This is a genomic window from Paragemmobacter ruber (assembly GCF_009908315.1).
In the GTDB taxonomy this organism is placed as follows: domain Bacteria; phylum Pseudomonadota; class Alphaproteobacteria; order Rhodobacterales; family Rhodobacteraceae; genus Paragemmobacter; species Paragemmobacter ruber.
The window spans coordinates 285,719-306,643 of record NZ_JAAATW010000002.1; the positions used below are offsets into that span (position 1 = coordinate 285,719).

A 20,925-nucleotide genomic window follows, 5' to 3' on the forward strand; every position below is an offset into this window, starting at 1 on the left:
GGGCGAGGATTGCAACGGCTTTGCATATCCGTCAAAGATTGTTTTGTAATTGATATATGGCTGGATTGTTATGTCAGACACGGATGATCTGCTGCGGCGCGGGGTGAAGCTCGCGCATCTGCGCCTGATGGCGGCGCTGGCCGAGACGGGGCAGCTGGGGCTGGCGGCCGATCTGATGGGGGTGGCGCAACCGGCCGCATCGCGCCTTCTGGCCGAGGTGGAGCGGATCACCGGCCAGCCGCTGCATCAGCGCACGGGGCGGGGGATCACGCTGACGCCGATGGGGGTGGCGCTGGCGCGGCGGGCCGCGCGGGTGGTGACCGAGTTGCGCGATGCGGGCCGCGAAGTGGCCGAAATCGCGAGCGGCGGATCGGGCCATGTGCGGATCGGATCGGTCACCGGCCCGGCGCTGGACCGGGTGCTGCCCGCGCTGCGCACCGCCCGGCTTGCCATGCCGGGGGTGACGACCGAGGTTGTGGTCGCGCCGTCCGATCTGTTGGGGCAGCAGTTGATCGCGGGCCGGCTGGATTTCGCGCTGGGCCGGATGCCCGAAGAGATGACGGGGCAGTTGCAGCAGAGCGCGCCCATCGGGACGGAACCCGTCGCCCTGATGGCGCGGCGGGGGCACCGGCTGGCGCAGATGGGGCGGATCGAGCCGCTTGATCTGATGGGGTATGACTGGGTTCTGCCGGGGCCCGAGGCGCTGCTCACGCGGGCGGTGACCGAACGGCTGGCCGCGCTGGGCCTGCCCAAGCCGTCGCAGCGGCTGGCGACGGCGTCCTTTCTCTTGACGCTGGCGCTGGTCCAGCAATCCAACGCCATCGCGCCCTTGGCGCGGGCCGTCTGCGACCGCTTTGCCGGGCCGGGATCGCCCTATGTGATCCTGCCGGTCGATCTGGGGATCGTGGTCGCGCCCTTCGGTCTGCTGACGCGGGCGGGCGCGATCCTGACGCCGGTGGCGGCGCGGCTGGCCGAGATGATCGTGGCGCAGGGCGGCGAGGGGCTTGATTAGGCTGTGCCTAAGCGTCGCGGCGGAACATCCTGCTTTCCCTGCGCGGGCGCCTGTCCGACAGTGCCGCTTACGCGCCCCGCCTTTCACGCGCCCCGCCTTGTCGGGGGCGCTTTCCTGCCCGAGGATGCCCGGATGACCGCACTCGACCCCAGCCTCCGCGCGATCGAAGAATTGCGTGCCAATGTGTCGGTCCCGTTCGAGCGGGCGCAGGCGATGCCGAAATCCGTCTATGTCTCGCCCGAATTCGCCGAGGCAGAGCAGCGCCACATCTTCGCGGTGGATTGGCTGTGTGCCGGGCGGGTGGATGCGCTACGCGATCCCGGCGTCTATCTGACGATGGAGATTGCCGGGGAACCCGTGATCATCCTGCGCGACCGCGACGGGGTGCTGCGGGGGATGAGCAATGTCTGCCGCCATCGGATGAGCACGCTTCTCGAAGGGCGGGGGCGGGTGCGCAGCATCGTCTGCCCCTATCATGCCTGGACCTACAATCTGGACGGGTCCCTACGCGGGGCGCCCACAATGACGCTGAACGAGACGTTCTGCAAGGATCAGGTGCGTCTGCCGCAGATCCGGGTGGTGGACTGGCTGGGCTGGATCATGGTCACGCTGAACCCCGACGCGCCCGACGTGCATGAAAGCCTGCAAGAGGTGGAGGCGCTGGTCGGGCATCTGGACATGGCCTGCTATCAGGAAACCTTCCGCGAAGAGTTCCGCTGGGCGACGAACTGGAAGGTGCTGGCCGAGAATTTCATGGAAAGCTACCATCTGCCCGCCTGTCATGCCGGGACCATCGGGGGAAGCTGTGACCTCGCGCTGATGGATTGTCCCGAGGGGCGTGATGCGTTCAATTACCACTGGATCGTGAAGAACGATGCGGTTCCGCTGGCGCTGGCCCATCCGTCGGACACGCGGCTGGTGGGCGAGGCGCGGCGGATCACATGGTTGCTGGCGATCTATCCGGCGCTGCTGATCACGCTGACGCCGGGATATTTCTGGTATCTCTCGCTGACGCCGGATGGTCCCGGCCATGTCAAGGTGCTGTTCGGCGGCGGGATGAGCGCCGAGTGGATGGCAGACCCGCAGGCGCCCGCGCATCTGGCCGCGGTGAAGGCGCTGCTCGATGACGTGCAGGTGGAAGACAAGGGCTGTACCGAGCGGGTCTATCGCGGCCTTCTGTCCCGCCTTTCGGCACCCGGACCGCTCAGCCATCTGGAACGGCCCAATTTCGACTTTGCCCGCTACCTGGCCCGCATGATGCCCGCGGCCTGACCCCTTTCACTTCGCTGCCATCTTCCCCGTTGTCCAAATATCCTGCGGGGGTCCGGGGGTGCAAAACCCCCGGTCGCCGCCGCAGGACACCCCTTCAGAAAGACGCATCATGGCCCATACCCGCCACCGCAAGTTCAACACCAAGGACACCTATCCCGAACAGAAGCTGGACAATGATCTGGCCCAGGCCGTCGTGGCGCGGGGGACGGTGATCTTTCTGCGGGGGCAGTGCCCGCAGGATCTCGACACGGCAAAGAATATCGAAAGCCATGACCCGGTCGAGCAGACCCACAAGGTCATGCAGAACATCCGCCAGTTGGTCGAGGAATGCGGGGGGCGGATGGAGCATGTCACCAAGCTCGTGGTCTATCTGACCGATGTCCGCCACCGCGAGGCCGTCTACCGCACGATGGGCGAGTATATCCGGGGCGTGCATCCTGTTTGCACCGGTCTTGTCGTGGTGGCGCTGGCGCGTCCCGAATGGCTGGTGGAGATCGACGCCACCGCCGTGATCCCCGATTGATCCGACCCGCATCCGCGCCGCACGTGGCGTTCAGGCCGGGATGGACATGCCGTTTCACCTTGGCCCAAATACCCGGCGACGCGGGCCAACCCGAGGTGACACATGACCTTCTCGCTTCTTGCCCGCTGCCCCGAGACGGGGGCCTTCGGGATGGTGATCTCATCCTCTTCGCCCGCCGTGGCCGCGCGCTGCGCCCATGCCCGTGCGGGCGTGGGGGTGGCGGCGACGCAGAACATCACCGATCCGACCCTGGGGCCTGCACTGCTGGCGCGAATGGCGGCGGGGCAGGATGCCCGGGCCGCCCTTGCGGCGGTAATGGCCGAGGCTGCCTTCGTGGAGTATCGGCAGTTGATGTGCGTGGATGCGCGCGGGCAGGTGGCCGGTTTCTGCGGGGGCCAGATCCTTGGCCGATGGGGCCTGGCCGAGGGGCCGGGGGTGATCGCCGGGGGTAACCTTCTGGCCGATGAGGCCGTTCCCGCGGCGATGGTGGCAGGCTATCAGGCCGCAACGGGCGGGTTTGGCGACCGGCTTCTGGCCGGCTTGCAAGCCGGGCTCGCCGCGGGCGGCGAGGCGGGGCCGGTCCATTCCGCGGGGCTTCTGATCGTGGATGGCGAAAGCTGGCCCGTGGCGGATTTGCGCTGCGACTGGTCCGACGAGGCGCGACCGGTAGAGGCCTTGGCGCGGGCCTGGTCCGTCTATGCGCCGCAGATGGCGGCCTATGTCCAGCGGGCGCGCGATCCGCGCGCGGCGCCGGCCTATGGGGTGGCGGGGGAAAGCTGAGGGCCGCCCCCCCCTCCCCGCGGGCGGGGAGGGGCCGGGGGTGGGGTGCATGGATCGGGGGCAGGGAAGGGTTGCCGCCATGGCCGCGGCAGGGTTAGCCTGTGGTCATGCCGTTGCGTTTCACCCTTCGCCAACTGGAATATCTGGTCGCCGTGGCGGAATGCGGATCGGTGGCGCTGGCGGCGGAGCGGTGCCATGTCTCGTCGCCGTCCATCTCTGCCGCGATCTCGCAGCTCGAGCAGGAATTCGGGCTGCCCCTTTTCATCCGGCGGCACGCGCAGGGCCTGTCCCTGACCGAGGGCGGGAGGCAGGTCACGGATGCGGCGCGGGCGGTGCTGGCTTCGGGCGGGGCGCTGGTCGATCTGGCCGCGGAACTGACTGGGCAGGTGCGTGGACCGCTGGCGGTGGGCTGCCTTCTGACCTTTGCGCAGGTGGTGCTGCCGCGCCTGCGGCGCGGTTTTGCGGGGGCCCATCCCGAGGTGGCTTTCCGGCAATCCGAGCATGACCACGCCGAACTGATCGAGGCGCTGCGCCACGCGCGGCTGGATGCGGCGCTGTCCTATGATCTGGAACTGCCGCCCGATCTGGAGTTCTGCCCGCTCCTCGCCTTGCCGCCGCATGCGCTTCTGCCCGAAGATCACCCGCTGGCGGGGCTTTCGCAGATAACGGCGGCACAGCTTGCGCCCTATCCTATGGTGTTGCTCGATCTGCCCTATAGCGCGGCCTATTTCCTGTCCTTCTTCGAGACCGAGGGGGTGCTGCCGCGGATTGCCGAACGCACGAGGGATATGGGCGTGATGCGAGCGATGGTTGCCAATGGTTTCGGCTATTCCATCGCCAACATACGCCTGGGGTCGGACCGGGCGCCGGATGGGCGGCGGCTGGTCTTTGTCCCGCTGGTTACGGCGCGCGCGCCGATGCGGATGGGGCTGATCCTTCCGCGCGGCGGGCCGTTGCGGCGGACGGTGGCGGCTTTCGTGGATCACTGCCGGGCCGAACTGACGGCCGAGGCGTTGCCGGGCTTGGCCGCGCCGGGCGGATGAGGGGCGTTCCTTCGCGGTGCTGTGGCGCGCGGGTGGTTGACGGATGGTGCGGCGTGGCTATGTCGCGGGCATGAGCGAAAATCCAGACATCCGCCGCCCGGCGGCCCTGATCGTGGCCCATGGCCAACCCTCCGATCCCCTGCCTGCGGCGGCCGAGATCGCCTTTCTGGCGGCCAAGGTGCAGGCCTTGATGCCGGATTGGCACATCGGCGCGGCAACGCTGGCCGAACCCGGCGCGCTGGAGCGGTCGGTGGCGGCGGCGGGCGGGCATGGGCTGGTCTATCCGCTGTTCATGGCGGGCGGCTGGTTCACCAGGACGCACCTGCCCGAGCGGCTGGCAGAGGCGGGCGGCGCAGGGTGGCGCGTGCTGGCCCCCTTCGGGATGGATCCGGGGGTGCAGGACCTGACCCTTCTGATCGCGCGCGAGGCGGCGGCGCGGCGCGGGGTGGCGCCGCAAGATCTGCCCGTGCTGTTGGCGGCGCATGGAAGTTTCCGCAGCAGCGCCCCGTCCGATGTGGCCTATGCCATGGCGGCGCGGCTGCGGGATGAGGGCGGATTTGCGCGGGTGGAGGCGGCCTTCATCGACCAATCCCCCCGCATCGTCGAGGCGGCGGGCGCATTCCCGCCCGGGTCGCTGGTGCTGCCTTTCTTCGCCGCGCGTGGCGGGCATGTGGTGGACGATCTGCCGAATGCCCTGGCCGAGGCGGGCTTTACCGGGGATGTTCTGGCGCCCGTCGGCCTTGATGCGCGTGTGCCGGGGCTGATCCGGCGCGTTTTGCGGGCCGCGATCAGCGGGCGCTGACGACCTGGGGCGGGGTGTCAGGGATTGCGGTCGCAAGCCGCCCCTGTTCGGCGACAAGCCGGGCACGGCAGGCCGCCCAGGCCGGGGGAATGGCAGCGAGAACCGCCCGCAGCGCGGCGCGGCGTTCCGGTGTTTCGGCGTCAGCTCCTTGCCCGTCCAGTTGCAGCTTGAGCGCCGTTTGCACGGACTGAAGCGCAACACGCAAGCCCCGGGTCCCGAAGGTGCCGGAACTGCCCGCAAGCGTGTGGCACAGCTTGGCGATCTGCCCGGCATCGGCTGCCGGATCCAGTCGGGACAGCTGGGCCACGATGGCATCGGCCTCGTCGATCAAGCGGGCGATCAGGCGGTGTGCGGTGGCCGGGCCAAGCTGCGTGCCCAGATCGGCAAGGCTTTCATCATCCATTATGGCTGTGTCGCCATTGAGCGGCGCAGCAGGGGGGGCGGTGTCGGGCAGGGTGCCTGCCACGGCGGCAAGCAGGGCCGTGCGCGTGATCGGCTTGGTGAGGGTCGCCTCCATTCCGGCGGCGCGGAAGCGGGCCAGTTCCTGCGGCAAGGCATGGGCGGTCAGGGCCAGGATGCGGCTCTGCGCTGACGGGCCGTTCCCGCTGCGGATCGTTTCGGTCGCGGCCACACCGTCCAAGCGGGGCATGGAGATATCCATGAGGATGACATCGAATCGCATCTCAGTCGCGCGCTCGACACCGTCCACGCCATCGCAGGCCTCTGTCACGCGGTGGCCGCCACTTTCGAGGAACCGTCGAAGCAGGAACCGGTTGATGGCGTTGTCTTCGACCAGAAGCACGGATTGCGGTGGACCCATGCCGGGTTCGGCCCTTGATCCGGCAAACGGTGCGGCGGGTGGCGCTTGGGTTGGCACGGGGGCAGGCGCTGTGGCAGTGGGGGGCCGCTGGACGGGACCGGGGAGCAGCTTTTCCGCGCCCGCGGCAGGCAGGGGCAGGCGCAGCCAGAACAGGCTGCCCTCGCCTTCGACGCTTTCCACGCCGATTGTGCCGTCCATCGCCCGGGCCAGGCGGCGTGCGATCCCCAGACCAAGACCCGTGCCCCCGGCGCTGCGACCGTAGCTTGCATCAAGGGTGACGAAATCGTCGAAGATGCGATCCTGATCGGTCTCGGGAATGCCGATCCCCGTGTCGGTGACCCGGATTTCCACAAGGTCGCGGGTGCCGCCCAGCCGTTCCGCCTCGATCCGGATTTCGCCGCCATGCGTGAATTTCACGGCGTTTCCGATCAGGTTCAGAAGGATCTGCTGCAGGCGGCCCCGGTCGCCCGTGACCAGGCCGAAACGGCCGGTAAGGCTTGCATGTGTCAGATGATTGCCTGCCGCCGCGGCAAGACCCGCCTGATTGGCGACCACGTCATCCAGCAGACGGTCAAGATCGAAGGTCGAGCGATCCACCGCGATGGACCCCGCCTCGGCACGCGAGACATCGAGAACGGAATTGACATGATCGAGAAGGATCTGGCCCGATGTCTCCATCACCGACAAAAGCTCTTGCTGGTCGGGGTTGTCGATGGACCTGCGCAAGAGTTCCATGGATCCCATCAGGCCGGTCAAGGGCGTGCGCATCTCATGGCTCATCACGGCCAGAAATTCCGCCTTGGCCCTTTCGCCGGCGCGGGCGCTGTCGCGGGCGCGGGTCAGGGCGGCATCGGCTGCGCGACGGTCCGAGATATCGCGCACGAAGGCGACGATCAGCCCCGCCTCGGCGATCCGGGACCGCGCGATGGACACCTCGGCCGGGAAGCTGCCCCGCGTGCCGTGGCGGGCGTCCACCTCGATGCGGAGAGGTGCGGCGGCAGGATCGGGATTGCGCAGGGCGGCCCGCAGCGCATCGCGCTGGGGGCCGCCGGACGCGTCTTCGACAAGCAGCGCGTCGAGCGCGTTCTTGCCCTGAACCGCGCTGGCGGAGAGGCCGAAGATCGCCTCGGCAGCGGGGTTGAAGGCCCGGATGACACCGTCAAGATCGGTTGCCACGATGCCATCGGCAGAGGTGTCGACGATTGTGGACAGCCAGGCGCCAGTGTCGGCGAGGGCGCGTTTCTGCGCCTCGGACCGGCGGATCTGCAGGGCAAGGACGGCTGCCACCCCCGCCACGATCAGGAGCAGGACGAACGAGACGAAGGCAAGTCGCAGCAGGATGACCGAGATCGACGCGCGGTTCTGGTCCGATTGTGCCGAAAAGTCGGCCAGTGCGTTCAGGGTCATCTGCCGGGCGATGCCGCGGATTTCCGGCAAGTCGCGTTCCATCGCAGCCAATTCTGTCGCAAGGCGGGTGTCGGGGCCGTCGATCGTGGCGACCCGGCTGTCAACGAAGCCGCGCAGGCGGGCGTGATCGGCCTGATAGGCGGGTTGCGTCATCAGCGGGGCGTAGATGGCGCTTTGTTCCAGCATGGAGATGCGGCTGTAGACGATGTTGAACCAGCGACGCACCTCATCTAGCGCGGGCGAGGTGGGGTTTTCGCGGGCCAGATGCACCGCGGCCTGCAGGCGCAGCACCTCGACCTCTGTTTGCATCATCACCCATTGCGCATTGTCCGATGAGGCGCGCTGCAGCGCGGCCAGCTTTGCGCGCACCTCATGCGCCAGCAGCCCAATGATGACGAGGCAGGCCAGCGCAAGCGCCAAGGCCACCCCGAGCCGCAGCCGACCTGCCCAGACATGCTGTGGCACCCCAATCTCCTGATCCCTGCGCGCCGTGGTCCTGTGCGTGCGGCGGCGACACTGCAAAAAACTATGGCACAAGAGGCTTGCAATCCAGCAGGTTTAACGCGGTAAACTCGGCATCGAGAGTGTCGTTTTGGTATCAGGGGCGCGTTGCCCCACAGAGGGGGACGCGCCACATGCGGCTTTTGCTGGCCGATGATCATGATCTGGTGCGGGAGACGCTCGCCGCCTTCCTTTTGGCCGAAGGTTTTGACGAGGTGCGCTGCGTGGCGACCCTGCCCGAAGCATTGCAGGCGCTGTCGGACGGGCCGCGCTATGATCTGGTGCTTCTGGACTACACGATGCCTGGGATGAACGGGCTTGAGGGCCTGAGCCGCGCGCTGGCGGCAGGGCAGGGGGTGCCGGTGGCCATCATCACCGGCACGGCGCAGCGCGATCTGGCAAAGGCCGCGCTGGAGGCGGGGGCCGCGGGCTTTGTTCCTAAGACGCTTGCCTCACGCGCCATGATCGCGGCGGTGCAGTTGATGGCCTCTGGCGATGTGTTCGCGCCGATCTCGCTGCTGATGGAAGAGCCAGAGATGGCGCTGACCTTGCAGTCGCTGACCCGGCGCGAGACGGATGTGTTGCGCGGGATCTGCCAGGGCAAATCGAACAAGGAGATCGCGCGCGATCTGGACCTGCAGGAAGTGACGGTGAAGCTGCACGTCAAGACGCTGAGCCGCAAGCTGGGGGCGAAGAACCGCACCCACGCGGCCATGATCGCGCGGGATGCGGGTCTGACCTGAGGCAGCGACCTGCAGGGCTACGATTTTCCTGCGAAGAGTCAGCCCCGGATGGGGGCGGGGCGTGAATTTTCGAAGGAAATTCGTGCGCCCCGCCGCGGTCAGACGGTGTGCAGGTAGAGGTCGAAATCGACCTCGCTCACCGTGCGCGAGACGCGGGCATATTCGGCCGCCTTGATCGCGGTGAAGGTGCGGTGCATGTCCGCGCCGAGCGCCTCTTTCAGGAAGGCCGAGGCGGTGGCGGCCTCGATCGCCTGCCGCCAGTCCACCGGTATGGGGGGCGCATCCTGCGCATCGGCATAGCCGTTGCCCGTGGTTTCCGGGCCGGGGTCGATCCTGTTGCGCAACCCGTGGCGGATGCCGGCCAGAACGGTGGCGGCCACCAGGTAGGGGTTGGCATCCACCCCGGCGGGGCGGTGTTCGATCCGGCGGGCCTTGATGTCGCCCGCCGGGATGCGCAGCGCGACAGAGCGGTTGTTCACGCCCCAGGTCGGGCTGACCGGGGCATAGCTTTGCGCAGCGAAGCGGCGCCAGCTGTTGGCGTGGGGGGCGAAGATCAGCATGGATTCCCCCATCGTCGCGCGCAGGCCCCCCAGCGCGTGCAGGAGCGTAGGGTTCCATTGGCCCTCGCGCTCCTCCACGAAGACATTCCTGCCCGCCGCATCGAGAAGCGAGACGTGGAAATGCATGCCGGAGCCTGCGTATTTCTCAACCGGTTTGGCCATGAAACAGGCGGTGACGCCGTGCTGGCGGGCCTGCAGGCGGACGATCCGCTTCAGCCGCATCAGATCATCGGCGGCCTGCATGACATCGGTGCGGTAGTGCAGCGTCAGTTCATACTGGCCCGGCGCATATTCCGAGATCATCGTCTCGGCCTTGATCCCGGCCTTGTCGGCAGCGGCGTAGATATCGCTGAACAGGGGCAGCATGCCATGCAGGTGATCGACGGAATAAACCTCGGTCTTGTGCGAGCCGCGGCCATCGAGCACGTCGCGGGCGGGCTGCACCTTGCCATCGGGGCCGCGGTCATTGGCGAGCAGGAAGAATTCCAGCTCGAAGGCACCGGCGGGATGCAGGCCCTCGGCTGCCATAGCATCGACCTGCCGCTGCAGGGCGTGGCGCGGGTCCGAGGTCATCGGATTGCCGTCGAGATCGTAGAGCGACATCAGCACCTCGCCGCGCGGGGGCTGGGTGGCGTGCAGCGGCACGAGCGTGCCGGGAATGGGCCAGGCGCGCAGGTCGCCATCGCCCTGATCCCAGATCAGGCCGGTCTCATGGACATCCTCGCCACAGATGTCGAGGCCGAGGATGGAAATGGGCAGGTGGCGGCCATTGTTGAAAAAGGAAAGAAGCTCATGCCGACGGATGATCTTGCCCCGCCCGATGCCGTTCGAATCGTGCAGCACGATGTCGAAGGCCTCGATCTCGGGATGGGCGGCGAGGAAGGCTTCGGCCTCGGCCGGGGTGGAGCCGGAGGGGCTGATGCGGTCGGTCATGCGGAAACTCGGTCGGAAGCAGGGGTGAAGAGATCGGTCAGGATTTCGTCGAAGGCGGCGATCAGGCGGTCGATCTGGCGCGGCTTGGTGGCCGGGCTGACGAGCATCATGTTGTGGAAGGGCGCGATCAGGCAGCCGCGGTTTAGAAGCGCTGTATGCAGCGCGGCCTCGACCTGCGGCTGGTGGGCCTTGTGCGCGGCGGAGCCGTTCTTCAGGGGGCCGGGGGCGCAGATGAATTCCACCCGCGCGCCGACGCGGACGACGTGCCACGGCGCCTTGTGTTTTTCGATCGCGGCGGCAAGGCCGGTGGCGAGGCGTTCGGCGCCGGCCTCCATATGGGCGTAGTTTTCCGGCGTCATCACGCCCTCCAGCGTGGCGCGCAGGCAGGCGAATTGCATCGGGTTGGCCGAAAGCGTGGTGCCCATGCCGGAATGACCGGGGGCGCGGGTTGCGTTATAGGCGGCGAAACGGTCGGCCACATCCTGTGTCATGCCCCAGACGGCGGTGGGCATTCCGCCCGCAACGCATTTGCCCACGACGAACATGTCAGGGGACAGGCCATGGGTGCGGGTATAGCCGCCCCGCCCGGTGGAGATGGTGTGCGTCTCGTCGATGATGAGGAGGGCGCCATGTTGCGTGGCAAGGCGGCGCAGGCCGTCGAGGAAGCCCGGATCGGGCAGGACCATGCAGCAATTCGTCATCACCGGTTCGGTCAGGATGGCGGCGACATCGCCCTTGGCGAGGGCCTTTTCCACGGCGGCGAGGTCGTTGAATTCGCAGACCACCGCGCCGCGGGTGAGGTCCTGCACCTGGCCCACCAGACCCGCGCGGTTGACGGTCTTGCCCCGGGACAGTTCCACCATCGTGTCATCGAGCGTGCCGTGATAGCAGCCGTTGAACACAAGCACCTTAGGCCGCCCCGTCACCGCCCGGGCCACGCGCAGCGAAAAGCGGTTGGCATCGGTGGCGGTGGTGGCGATCTGCCAGCGGAAGGGGCCGAAGGTTTCCGTCAGAAGACGGCCTGCCTCCATCGCGTCTTCGGTGGGCAGCATGTAGGTCAGGCCGCGCTTGGCCTGTTTGCGGATGGCGCGGGCGACGGGTTCGGGCGAATGGCCGAACATCGACCCGGTATCGCCAAGGCAGAAGTCATCAATGCCATAGCCGTCGATATCGGTCAGGCGTGCGCCGGTCGCCTTGGCCACGAGGGGCAGGTGGGGCATCGGCCAGTCGGACATCCAGTGCATCGGCACGCCGCCAAGGAAGGCGCCCGCGCCGCGGGCCAGCGCGGCGGCAGCCTTGGGGCGGCTTTGCGCGAAGCGGCGCGCCTCGCGCGCGGCGATCTGTTCCAGCCGATCCTTCGGGATACCTGCGATGAGCGTCTGAGCCTTGGCCATGGCGCGATCCTCTTGTCCTGTGGGGCGCTTATGGCGCGGAATTTGATCAAATGCAAATGCCGCATGCGCCCCAGGCCCGGCGCCCGGGATGGGGGCTGCCGGGGGGATTTGGGTATTTGGGCCAAGATGAAGGGGCGGGGGTGCGCTGGGCGGTCAGGAGGTGACGCGGATCTCGATCAGGCGGGGGCCGGTCTGCGGCGTGGCGAGGGCGGCGCGCAGAGCGGCGGGATCTTCGGCCACGCTCTGGAAGGGCAGGTCACAGGCGGCGGCAAAGGGGGCGAGGTTCAGGGGCGAGGGCGTGCAGCCGATGATTTCGGTCTGGGCGTCGCGCATGGCCTCGGCAATCTCGCGGTAGCTGGAATTGTTCCAGACGACGAAGGTGACGGGCAGGCCTTCATCCACTGCAACGCGCAGTTCGGCGGGGTCGAATTGCAACCCGCCGTCGCCGATCAGGCAAATGGTGGGGGTCCCGGGATGGGCGATTGCCGCACCGATGGCGGCACCCGGGCCGAAGCCCAAGGCGCCAAAGCCGGTGGCGGCGTTGAACCAGCCGCCGGGGCGGTCGTGATCGTAATAGAGGTTGGCGGCATAGACCGGCTGCGTGCTGTCGCCCACGATCTGCGCGCCGGGCAGGGCGGCGCGGATCGCCTCGACCATGGCCAGTTGGGCGGGCATGGAGGGGTGGAGGGCGGCAAGCTCGGCCCGGGCCTTTTCGCGGGCCGTGGCGGCGCGGGCGGGGCCGTCGGATTGCTTTTGTGCCAGATGGGGCAGGAGGGCCGCGATCGTGGCGGCGGTTTCGGCTTGCAGCGTCAGCGCGGCGGGGTGGCGGGCCAACTGTTCGGCGCAGACATCGACGCGGATCATTTCGGACAGGTCGGGGAAGCCGCCGCGCACATACATATCGTAATCCGTGGGGCCAAGTTCGGTGCCGAGGGCGAGGATGCGGTCGGACTGGCGGATCAGCTCGCGCGGCGCGTCGAGCGAGGGGGAGGCGGGAAGCCCAAGCGGGTGGCCGTGCAGCATCCCGCGCGCGTTGACGGTGAGGATCACGGGCGCGTCGAGCCGTTCCGCCAGTTGGCGCAGGCCTGCGTCGCAGCCGCGCGCGCCGCCCCCCGCGAGGATCACCGGGCGCCGGGCTTCGTTCAGCAGGCGGGCGGCCTCGGCGATCTGGGTCGCATCTGGGGCGGGGCGTGCGGGCAGGGGCGCGCGGGGCGCCGCAGGGCAGGCAAGGGGCATCACATCGGTCGGCACCTCGATATGCACGGGGCCGGGGCGACCGGTCAGCAGATGCGCGAAGGCGCGGTCGAGCAGGGGTTCGAGTTGGGCCGGATCTTCCAGCCGTTCGGTGGGGCAGAGGGGGCGCACCATGGCCGCCTGATCGGGCAGTTCGTGCAGCAGGCCGAGGCCGCGCCCCAGGGAGGCGCGGCGGTTCACGCCGGAGATGACAAGGATCGGCACGGAATCGGCCTTGGCCTGCCCCATGGCGGTGAGGGCATTCAGAAGGCCTGGCCCGGTGATGACGAAAGCCACGCCGGGCTTGCCGCTGGCGCGGGCATACCCATCGGCCATGAAGGCCGCGCCCTGTTCGTGGCGGGGGGTGACATGGCGGATGCCGCCCCCTGCGAGGCCGCGGTAAAGTTCGATGGTGTGGACGCCGGGGATGCCGAAGACCACCTCGACGCCGCGCGCCCTGAGCCCTTCGACGAGGGCTTGGCCAACCGTTCTCATGCCGCTTTCCTCTGGGTGGCGGCGAAGGCGCGGATGCGGGTGCAGGCCTCTTGCACGCGGTCATCGGGTTGGGTGAGCGACAGGCGCACCCAGCCTGCCAGCGCGGTGCCGAAGCTTTCGCCCGGCATGACGGCGACCTTGGATTGCGCAAGCAGGGCGCGGGCGAAGGCATCGCCCGACAGGCCCGTGGCGCGGATGTCGAGCAGCGCGAACATGCCTGCCTGCGGCATGTGGACCGCAAGCCCCTCGATCCCATGCAGTTCGCCATGGATCAGGGTGGCGCGGCGCTGGAAGCGGGCCATCATCTCGGCCGCGATGGGCGAGGGGGCCGAGACGGCGGCGGCGGTCATGTCGGCGATGAAGGGCTGGCTGCCGAAGAGCATGGTTTCCGACAGGGGCAGAAGCCGGGTGCAGAATTCGGCCGGGCCCACGCACCAGCCAGAGCGGAAGCCCGGGGCGGCGTGGGATTTGGAGATGGAGGAGGCGACGATCACCCGGTCAGCATATTCGGGCAGATCGAGCGGCGAGGCAAAGGCGACGCCGGGGAAGCAGAGATCCTCATACACCTCATCGCAGAGCACCCAGAGGTCATGGGCGGCGGCGAGGGCGCAGAGGGCGGCAAGGTCATCGCGGGACAGGACGGCGCCCGTGGGGTTGTGCGGGCTGTTGAGGAAAAGAACGCGCGACCGGGGGGTGATGCGGGCGGCGATGTCTTCGGGCCGGATGCGGAAACCTGCCTCGGGGCACAGCGGCACGGGGATGACGGTGGCGCCGGTGGCGCGGATCAGGCCTTCATAGGTGGCATACATCGGATCGCCGACCAGCACCTCGTCGCCGTTCGTCACCAGCGTTTGCAGGATAGCGTAGAGCGTGGTCTGGGTGCCGGGCAGGCACATCACCTGATCGGTGCCGATGGTGCGGCCGCGCCGCGCGGTGTAGCGGGCGGCCAAGGCGGCCACCAGCGCGGGTTCGCCGCGCCCGTTGGAATATCCGGTGCGCCCCGCGCGCATCGCGGCGGCTGCGGTTTCCAAGAGCGCGGGCGGGGTGGCAACGTCGGGTTCGCCGATGGTCAGTTCGATCACCGCCTCGCCCGCGGCCTGCATACGGCGGGCCATGGCATGGACTTCCCATTTGGCGCCGCCGAGATCGGCGAGGCGGTCGGTGACGGGGGCGTATCTCATGGGTTGGTCTTTCTGTCGGGCAAGGATGGATAGGCGGTGGCGGGATAGGCGGTGGCGGGGAAGGTGACGCCCAGCATCGCGCCGATGCCATCGAGCGCGATGCGCGTCACCTCGCCCGGATCGAAACTGTCGGGCAGTGAGCCGCCTTCGATCCACAGCCCGTCGATCAGGGCGTTGCAGGCGATGGCCTCGCGCCGGTCGCGGGCGGGGTCGGACGGGCGGGGAAGGGCCGCGATCAGGGCCTGAAGCCGGTCGCGGTAGCCAAGATAGGTGGCTTCATGGATCGCGTGCATCACGGGATCGTTGCGGCCGAGATGCATGTATCCTGCCCAGACGCCGACGAGCAGGGGTGTCATCACGGGAGGGCGGAAATTGGCGGCGATGAAGGCGGCAAGGCGGCTCAAGGGATCATCGGCGGGCAGCGTTTCCACGGCGCGGACGGCCTCTTGCGTCATGGACTCCATGACATGGCGATAGGCGGCGTGGGTCAGTTCTTCCTTGGATTGGAAGTAGTGGCGGATCAGGCCCGGTGTCACGCCCGCCCGGGCGGCGATGGCGCGGACGGTGGCCGCCTCGGGCCCGCCTTCGGCGACAAGCGACATGGCCGCAGCGATGAGATCATCGCGGCGTTTCTCTTCCCCTTCTCGGCGATAGCTGCGGCGGTGGGCGGGTGCGGGCATGATAGGAATGGAAGTTATACGTTCGAACAATAAGGGAGTTTGGTCCCCGGGGCAAGGTCGTGCCTGCGACAGTGCCACAGCGGGGCAGGAATTGCGATTCCCGCTTTGTCCGGGGCGGATGCCTTTGCGATCAGGGCTCGTCGCGGGCCACGTCCTTGTGCACGATCACATCCGCCGCCGGGTAGGCGGCAAGGATCGCGCGGCGCAGGGCGGCCCCGATGGCATGGGCATCGCGGAGCGACTGGTCGCCGTCCAGTTCGATATGGATGTTCACGAAGATCCGGCTGCCGGCGGTGCGGGTCTTGAGATCGTGGAAGCCGCGCACGCCGGGCCAATCCCCCGCGATGCGGGCGATGCCCTCGACAATGGCCGGATCGGCGCGGCGGTCCATCAGGGCGTCCCATGCTCCCTTGCCGATCTTGGCCGCCCCGAGGACGAGCATCGCCGCCGCCCCGAGTGCCACGATGGAATCCACCGATGTGAGACCGAAGCGGGAGGAGGCCCATAGCGAGGCGATGGCGCCGATATTGGGCAGAAGGTCGCCCAGGTAATGTAGGCGGTCGGCGGCGACGACGCGGCTACCCGTGCGTTTCGCCACGCGGCCCTGCCAGAGGATCAGCCCCAGCGTGAGCAGGATCGAGATGGCCATGACCGCCATGCCCAACCCTTCGTCGCTGAGCGCGGCGGGTTCGGGCGATGTCAGGCGTGCGACGGCCCCCCAGGCGATGGCCCCGGCGGCGATGATGATGAAGATGGCCTGCCCCAGCGCGGCGAGGTCTTCGGCAGAGGAATGGCCGAAGGCGTGGTCTTCATCGGCGGGTTTGGCGGCGTAGAGGATGGCGGCCATGGCGCCGAGGCTGACCATCAGATCCATCGCGCTGTCGGCCAGCGAGGCGGCGACGGAGAGGGCGCCCGTCTGCCCCAGCGCCCAGAGCTTGAGCCCCACCAGCGTGCCGGCCACGAGGACAGAGGCTAGCCCGGCCGAAATGTTCATGCGGACGGTAGGGGACAGGGGCATGGCGCGGCCTCGGGCGGTGACTGCGCGTGCGCTACCGCAGGCGGCGCGGCCGGATCAAGCGAGAGCGACTCGCAACTGGTTATTCGATGATCTCTGAGGGGCTCACGCCCCAGAGATCGGTCTTGCGGACCCAGCCGCGTTCGCCATCGACCGACAGGCGGCACCAGTCGGGCTGACATTCCTGCACCCAGCCCACGACATTGCGTTCGGCGCGGAACAGCACCTCGGCCCCGTCCTGCGGGCGGGCGTGGAAATCGGCCATGTCAGCGGCGATGAGGACGGATCGCACGCCGGAGAGCAGCGCGTAATGCACCCAGCCGCCCACGCCTTCGGCATCTTCGACCCGGCGCCAGTGTTCGTATTCGGCGGTGATGCGCAGTGGCATGCCGGACCGGGTGAAGACCCAGTCGATCCGATGCGTGAGGCCCGGCCCGCGGCGGGCATTGCCTTCATTGCCCTTGAGGCTGACGAAGCGGGGCAGCGGCAGGTTCGTCACGCTGCCGCGGCTGGGGTCGCGCGGGGCTGCGGCTGCGGCGTTCTGGGGTTCGGGCTGTGCCGCCGGGGCGGGTGCCGGGGCCGGGGCGGCCAGCGCAGGCGCGCGTTCGGGCTGTGCGGACTGGGACGGCGCGGCAGGTGCCGCGGCGGCAGTCATCAGCCGTTCGGGGCGCGGCATCGGGCGCGTCACCTCTTGCGCGGGCGACAGGGTCGCCCAGCCCAGAACCGCGCCGACAATTGCGCCCGCAAGCGCCACCCGTACCAGAACCATCATTCACCGCCCGTATTCTGGCCGCCTGCCGGTGTTCCGGTCTCGTACGGCCCTGCTTGCCTGTGCCGTCCGCATCGTGGTGCGGACCTTGTCCTTCGGGGGCTTGTGCCTGCCCCCGCTTCCCGCCACTTTGCCACCGAGGAACGCGATTTGGAAGTGCAGGGAGGCACCCCATGCCATCAGGACGCTTGACTGTGGTCGTGACGCGACGGTTGCCAGAGCCGGTAGAGACCCGGATGAAGGAATTGTTCGATGTGGACCTGCGCGATCCCGACACGCCGATGACGCGCGAGGAACTGGTGGCGGCGATGCGGCGGGCGGATGTGCTGGTGCCCACGATCACCGATGTCATCGACGCGGGCCTGTTGGGGCAGGCAGGCGACAAGGTGAAGCTGATCGCCAATTACGGCGCGGGGGTGGACCATATCGACGTGGCCACCGCGCGGCAGCGGGGCATCCTTGTGTCGAACACGCCGGGCGTGGTGACGGAAGACACCGCCGACATGACCATGGCGCTGATGCTGGCGGTCACGCGGCGCATCCCGGAAGGGCTGGCGCTGATGCAGTCGGGTGAATGGCAGGGCTGGTCGCCCATGGCGCTGCTGGGGGGGCGGATCGGGGGCAAGCGGCTGGGAATTCTGGGGATGGGGGGCATCGGGCAGGCGGTGGCGCGGCGGGCGCGGGCCTTCGGGATGCAGATCCATTACCACAACCGCCGCCGCCTGCGCCCTGAGGTGGAGGCGGAGTTCGAGGCCACATGGTGGGAAAGCCTTGATCAGATGGTCAGCCGGATGGATGTGATTTCCATCAACTGCCCGCATACGCCATCGACCTATCACCTGATGAATGCCCGGCGGCTGAAGCTGTTGAAGCCTTCGGCGGTGATCGTGAACACCTCGCGCGGGGAGGTGGTGGACGAGAACGCGCTGACGCGGATGCTGCGGGCGGGCGAGATCGCGGGGGCGGGCCTCGATGTCTATGAGCGCGGGGCGGATATCAATCCGCGCCTGCGCGAATTGCCCAACGTGGTGCTGCTGCCGCATATGGGATCGGCCACCCGCGAGGGGCGGGTGGAGATGGGCGAGAAGGTCATCATCAATATCAAGACCTTTGCCGACGGGCATCGCCCGCCGGATCAGGTTGTGCCGGGGATGCTGTAGGTCGTCACAGGGCGTAATAGTCGCGGTACCAGTCCACGAAGCGGCGCACGCCATCGCGGATGTCGGTGCGGGGCAGGGGGCCGGTGAGCGCCTCGATCAGCGTGGCATCGGCCCAGGTGGCGGGGACGTCGCCCGGCTGCATGGGCAGGAAGCGCTTGTCGGCGGTGCGGCCGGTGGCCGCTTCGATCGCGTGGACGAAATCCATCAGGCCCACCGGCGCGCCATTGCCGATGTTAACGGTTCGGTAAGGAGCGACAGGGGAGAGGCTGTCGGCCTGACCTGCGGACGCGGTGGGCGGGCAGGCGATCAGGCGGATGATTCCTTCAACCAAATCATCGACATAGGTGAAATCGCGGCGCATGTCGCCGTGGTTGTAGATCTCGATCGGGTCGCCCGCGAGGATGGCGCGGGTGAATTTGAACAGCGCCATGTCGGGGCGGCCCCAAGGGCCATAGACGGTGAAGAAACGGAACAGCGTGGTGGGGATGGCGTAGAGATGGGCGTAGGAATGGGCCATCACCTCGGCCGCCTTTTTGGTGGCGGCGTAAAAGGACATGGGTGTGTCGGCCTTGTGCACCTCGGCATAGGGCATCACCTCGTTGGCGCCATAGACCGATGAGGTGGAGGCGATCAGAAGGTGGGCGGGGGGCGTGGTGCGGGCGGCCTCCAGCACCTCATGGGTGCCGATGAGGTTCGCCTCGACATAGCTGCGGGGGGCGTCGATGGAGTGGCGCACCCCGGCCTGCGCCGCGAGATGGATGATGATGCCCGCCCCCTGCGCCAGTTCGGCAACAAGGCCGGGGGTTTCCAGCCGCCCCTCGACGGCCTGAAAGGCGGGCGACTGGCACAGCATGGCGTGGCGGCGCTGTTTCAGCGTGACGTCGTAATAGGCGGTCATGGCGTCAAGCCCGGTCACCTGCCAGCCATCGGCCAGAAGGCGGCGGCAGAGGTGAAAGCCGATGAACCCGGCAGAGCCCGTGATAAGGGCGCGTTTGGGGGCGCTTTGGGGGGCGCGGCTGGACATACTGACACTCCGTTCACTCGTACCGCGCCACCTCGCGCGGGGCGGGGGCGAAAATCAAGCCTGTCGTGACGGATTTAACCGGGGATGAACGGGGCGGACGTCAGAACCGCGCAGGAGAAAGCGCGGCAAGGGGCATATGCGGCGCCCGCCCGGCGATCAGGTCGGCCACGATGCGGGCGGTGACAGGGGCCAGCGAGACGCCGAGATGGCCGTGGCCGAAGGCGTGGATGACCTCGGCCCCCGCGCGGGAGGGGCCGATGACCGGCACGCTGTCGGGCATTGAGGGGCGGAAGCCCATCCAATCGCGGTTGGGCGCGGGCAGATCGGGGAAGATTTGTCTTGCGCCTTCAACGAGTTTCGCGATGCGGTGGGGGGATGGGGGCGCGGTCAGCCCGCCCAGTTCCACGGTGCCTGCAACGCGCAGGCGGCCCTGCATCGGGCAGAGGTAGAAGCCGCGCGAGGTGGGGCAGGTGGGGCGGGTGACGGGGGGCGCGGGCATGTCCCATTCGACATGGTAGCCGCGTTCGGTATCGAGCGGCACAGGGTCGCCCGCCATGGCGGCAAGGCGGCGGGAATGGGCGCCTGCGGCGATGACGACGCGGGCGGCCTTGAGCCGCAGGCCGGGGCCGGTGAGGAGGATGCCGTCGGCCTGTCTTTCCAGCCTGTCCACGGTGGCGGTGACGGTTTCGGCGCGGGCGGCGACCTCGCCCCGCAGAAGGCCCACCATACGACCGGGATCGTTGAGGAAGACGGCCTTCGGGAAGAAGGCCGCGCCGCCCTCGACCTCGGGCAGGGCAGGTTCCATCTGGCGCAGGGTGGCGGCGTCGATCAGGTCCACCGTGACGCCGAGCGACCGGCGGAAGGCCATGTCGCGTTCGGCGGCGCGAAAGGCGGCGGCGGTTTCGTAAACATAGAGGCAGCCGCGTTTTTTCAGGATGTCCTCGCCGCCCAGACGGGCGCCGAGGGCGAGCCAGTCGGCGGTGGCGGTGGACATGAGGGCGGCGATGGTGCGGGCGTTGCGTTCGGCGGGGCCGGGGAGGGACTGGAGTGCGAAGCGGATCAGCCAGGGCAGGAGCGCGGGCAGCGCGGCACGGCGGATGGCGAGGGGCGAGTTGCGGTCGAAGAGGAGGGAGGGGAGGTTTTTCAGCACATTGGGCGTGCCGACGGGGAGGATGGCGTAATCGGCGATTGTCCCGGCATTTCCGTAGCTTGCGGCGTTCGGGCTGATCGTTTCCCCGGGCGGGTTGGGGTCGATCAGGGTGACATCGCGCCCCTCGGCCGCCAGCCTTTCGGCGATGGCCAGACCGATGACCCCACCGCCGATGATGGCAATGTCGATGTGGCGCAGCGGGGTCATGGCGGCGGGTCCTTGGCGTTGCGGGTGTCAGGGCATGTGCCGCGCCTCAGTGAAGCAAGGCGGTGCAGCAAGGCGGTGCAGCAAGGTGGTGCAGCACGGCAGTGCAGCAAAGTGTGCATACAAATTCAGGCAGACTGGAGGGGATTGGGGTGGTTCATTCTGCGCCGGTGCACATGGCGGGGTGGGGGTAGGATGGGCAGGATTGCCCATCCTACGGGGTC

Annotated in this window: 18 protein-coding genes; 8 read left to right on the forward strand and 10 right to left on the reverse strand. The window is 68.3% G+C overall.

Annotated elements, in window-relative coordinates; all coding sequences use genetic code 11:
- Positions 1-70: 70 nt before the first annotated feature.
- The 6 genes from GU920_RS09785 to GU920_RS09810 all read left to right on the forward strand — a co-directional run bounded on the left by GU920_RS09785 (position 71) and on the right by GU920_RS09810 (position 5,432).
- A complete protein-coding gene (locus GU920_RS09785; protein WP_161766842.1) occupies positions 71-1,012 on the forward strand; it encodes a LysR family transcriptional regulator in 942 nt (313 codons plus the stop codon).
- Positions 1,013-1,144: 132 nt separating this feature from the next.
- On the forward strand, positions 1,145-2,284 hold the full coding sequence (locus GU920_RS09790) for an aromatic ring-hydroxylating oxygenase subunit alpha (protein WP_161766843.1): 1,140 nt from the start codon (positions 1,145-1,147) through the stop codon (positions 2,282-2,284).
- A 109-nt stretch (positions 2,285-2,393) separates the two neighbouring features.
- Entirely contained in the window at positions 2,394-2,807 is a 414-nt protein-coding gene (locus tag GU920_RS09795) for a RidA family protein (RefSeq protein WP_161766844.1), read from the forward strand.
- 102 nt (positions 2,808-2,909) lie between these two features.
- Positions 2,910-3,587, forward strand: coding sequence for a DUF1028 domain-containing protein (locus GU920_RS09800; RefSeq protein WP_161766845.1), 678 nt, complete (start codon positions 2,910-2,912; stop codon positions 3,585-3,587).
- A gap of 107 nt (positions 3,588-3,694) precedes the next feature.
- Positions 3,695-4,630, forward strand: a complete 936-nt coding sequence (locus GU920_RS09805) for a LysR substrate-binding domain-containing protein (protein ID WP_161766846.1) — start codon at positions 3,695-3,697, stop codon at positions 4,628-4,630.
- Positions 4,631-4,700: 70 nt separating this feature from the next.
- Positions 4,701-5,432 carry a CbiX/SirB N-terminal domain-containing protein gene (locus GU920_RS09810; RefSeq protein WP_161766847.1) on the forward strand — a complete coding sequence of 244 codons (732 nt, stop codon included), beginning with the start codon at positions 4,701-4,703 and terminating at the stop codon, positions 5,430-5,432.
- Here the strand turns inward: GU920_RS09810 and GU920_RS09815 are convergent.
- The gene (locus tag GU920_RS09815) at positions 5,419-8,124 is read right to left on the reverse strand and encodes a hybrid sensor histidine kinase/response regulator (protein WP_161766848.1); all 2,706 of its coding nucleotides are present in this window, start codon (positions 8,122-8,124) and stop codon (positions 5,419-5,421) included. The two genes, GU920_RS09810 and GU920_RS09815, sit on opposite strands and share 14 nt — an antisense overlap.
- Positions 8,125-8,294: 170 nt before the next feature.
- Between GU920_RS09815 and GU920_RS09820 the strand changes: the two genes are divergently transcribed.
- Complete coding sequence (locus tag GU920_RS09820) at positions 8,295-8,903, forward strand: response regulator transcription factor (protein WP_161766849.1); 609 nt, start codon at positions 8,295-8,297, stop codon at positions 8,901-8,903.
- A gap of 98 nt (positions 8,904-9,001) precedes the next feature.
- On the opposite strand, the gene GU920_RS09825 is transcribed toward GU920_RS09820, so the two are convergent.
- The 7 genes from GU920_RS09825 to GU920_RS09855 form a co-directional block, all read right to left on the reverse strand.
- Positions 9,002-10,396 (reverse strand): glutamine synthetase family protein, encoded by a 1,395-nt coding sequence (locus GU920_RS09825; protein WP_161766850.1) that lies wholly within the window; start codon positions 10,394-10,396, stop codon positions 9,002-9,004.
- Positions 10,393-11,790, reverse strand: coding sequence for an aspartate aminotransferase family protein (locus tag GU920_RS09830; RefSeq protein WP_161766851.1), 1,398 nt, complete (start codon positions 11,788-11,790; stop codon positions 10,393-10,395). Before GU920_RS09830 ends, GU920_RS09825 begins: the two co-directional genes overlap by 4 nt.
- 153 nt (positions 11,791-11,943) lie before the next feature.
- Positions 11,944-13,518 (reverse strand): 5-guanidino-2-oxopentanoate decarboxylase, encoded by a 1,575-nt coding sequence (locus GU920_RS09835; RefSeq protein ID WP_161766852.1) that lies wholly within the window; start codon positions 13,516-13,518, stop codon positions 11,944-11,946.
- Positions 13,515-14,699: a pyridoxal phosphate-dependent aminotransferase gene (locus tag GU920_RS09840; RefSeq protein WP_161766853.1), complete on the reverse strand. Its 1,185-nt coding sequence runs from the start codon at positions 14,697-14,699 to the stop codon at positions 13,515-13,517. Before GU920_RS09840 ends, GU920_RS09835 begins: the two co-directional genes overlap by 4 nt.
- On the reverse strand, positions 14,696-15,379 hold the full coding sequence (locus GU920_RS09845; RefSeq protein ID WP_161766854.1) for a TetR family transcriptional regulator C-terminal domain-containing protein: 684 nt from the start codon (positions 15,377-15,379) through the stop codon (positions 14,696-14,698). The genes GU920_RS09840 and GU920_RS09845 overlap by 4 nt, the downstream gene beginning before the upstream one ends.
- 130 nt (positions 15,380-15,509) lie before the next feature.
- A complete protein-coding gene (locus GU920_RS09850; protein WP_235933207.1) occupies positions 15,510-16,373 on the reverse strand; it encodes a cation diffusion facilitator family transporter in 864 nt (287 codons plus the stop codon).
- A gap of 103 nt (positions 16,374-16,476) precedes the next feature.
- Positions 16,477-17,049, reverse strand: a complete 573-nt coding sequence (locus GU920_RS09855; protein WP_161767340.1) for an SH3 domain-containing protein — start codon at positions 17,047-17,049, stop codon at positions 16,477-16,479.
- Between the two features lie 287 nt (positions 17,050-17,336).
- Here GU920_RS09855 and GU920_RS09860 point away from each other — a divergent pair, with 287 nt between their 5' ends.
- Positions 17,337-18,323, forward strand: coding sequence for a 2-hydroxyacid dehydrogenase (locus GU920_RS09860; protein ID WP_161766856.1), 987 nt, complete (start codon positions 17,337-17,339; stop codon positions 18,321-18,323).
- 4 nt (positions 18,324-18,327) lie between these two features.
- Here GU920_RS09860 and GU920_RS09865 read toward each other — a convergent pair whose 3' ends face one another.
- Together GU920_RS09865 and GU920_RS09870 are read right to left on the reverse strand one after the other, a co-directional pair.
- Entirely contained in the window at positions 18,328-19,347 is a 1,020-nt protein-coding gene (locus tag GU920_RS09865; protein WP_161766857.1) for an NAD-dependent epimerase/dehydratase family protein, read from the reverse strand.
- Between the two features lie 100 nt (positions 19,348-19,447).
- Positions 19,448-20,704 (reverse strand): NAD(P)/FAD-dependent oxidoreductase, encoded by a 1,257-nt coding sequence (locus tag GU920_RS09870; RefSeq protein WP_161766858.1) that lies wholly within the window; start codon positions 20,702-20,704, stop codon positions 19,448-19,450.
- Positions 20,705-20,925: the final 221 nt, after the last annotated feature.

Excerpts from the sequence above, each read along its gene's own strand:
- GU920_RS09835 (WP_161766852.1), bottom strand. The coding sequence starts at position 13,518 with ATGAGAACGGTTGGCCAAGCCCTCGTCGAAGGGCTCAGGGCGCGCGGC.
- GU920_RS09855 (WP_161767340.1), bottom strand. The coding sequence starts at position 17,049 with ATGACTGCCGCCGCGGCACCTGCCGCGCCGTCCCAGTCCGCACAGCCC.
- GU920_RS09790 (WP_161766843.1), top strand. The coding sequence starts at position 1,145 with ATGACCGCACTCGACCCCAGCCTCCGCGCGATCGAAGAATTGCGTGCC.
- GU920_RS09805 (WP_161766846.1), top strand. The coding sequence starts at position 3,695 with ATGCCGTTGCGTTTCACCCTTCGCCAACTGGAATATCTGGTCGCCGTG.
- GU920_RS09795 (WP_161766844.1), top strand. The coding sequence starts at position 2,394 with ATGGCCCATACCCGCCACCGCAAGTTCAACACCAAGGACACCTATCCC.
- GU920_RS09820 (WP_161766849.1), top strand. The coding sequence starts at position 8,295 with ATGCGGCTTTTGCTGGCCGATGATCATGATCTGGTGCGGGAGACGCTC.
- GU920_RS09785 (WP_161766842.1), top strand. The coding sequence starts at position 71 with ATGTCAGACACGGATGATCTGCTGCGGCGCGGGGTGAAGCTCGCGCAT.
- GU920_RS09870 (WP_161766858.1), bottom strand. The coding sequence starts at position 20,704 with ATGACCCCGCTGCGCCACATCGACATTGCCATCATCGGCGGTGGGGTC.
- GU920_RS09850 (WP_235933207.1), bottom strand. The coding sequence starts at position 16,373 with ATGAACATTTCGGCCGGGCTAGCCTCTGTCCTCGTGGCCGGCACGCTG.
- GU920_RS09860 (WP_161766856.1), top strand. The coding sequence starts at position 17,337 with ATGCCATCAGGACGCTTGACTGTGGTCGTGACGCGACGGTTGCCAGAG.
- GU920_RS09800 (WP_161766845.1), top strand. The coding sequence starts at position 2,910 with ATGACCTTCTCGCTTCTTGCCCGCTGCCCCGAGACGGGGGCCTTCGGG.
- GU920_RS09865 (WP_161766857.1), bottom strand. The coding sequence starts at position 19,347 with ATGTCCAGCCGCGCCCCCCAAAGCGCCCCCAAACGCGCCCTTATCACG.
- GU920_RS09845 (WP_161766854.1), bottom strand. The coding sequence starts at position 15,379 with ATGCCCGCACCCGCCCACCGCCGCAGCTATCGCCGAGAAGGGGAAGAG.
- GU920_RS09825 (WP_161766850.1), bottom strand. The coding sequence starts at position 10,396 with ATGACCGACCGCATCAGCCCCTCCGGCTCCACCCCGGCCGAGGCCGAA.
- GU920_RS09840 (WP_161766853.1), bottom strand. The coding sequence starts at position 14,699 with ATGAGATACGCCCCCGTCACCGACCGCCTCGCCGATCTCGGCGGCGCC.
- GU920_RS09810 (WP_161766847.1), top strand. The coding sequence starts at position 4,701 with ATGAGCGAAAATCCAGACATCCGCCGCCCGGCGGCCCTGATCGTGGCC.
- GU920_RS09830 (WP_161766851.1), bottom strand. The coding sequence starts at position 11,790 with ATGGCCAAGGCTCAGACGCTCATCGCAGGTATCCCGAAGGATCGGCTG.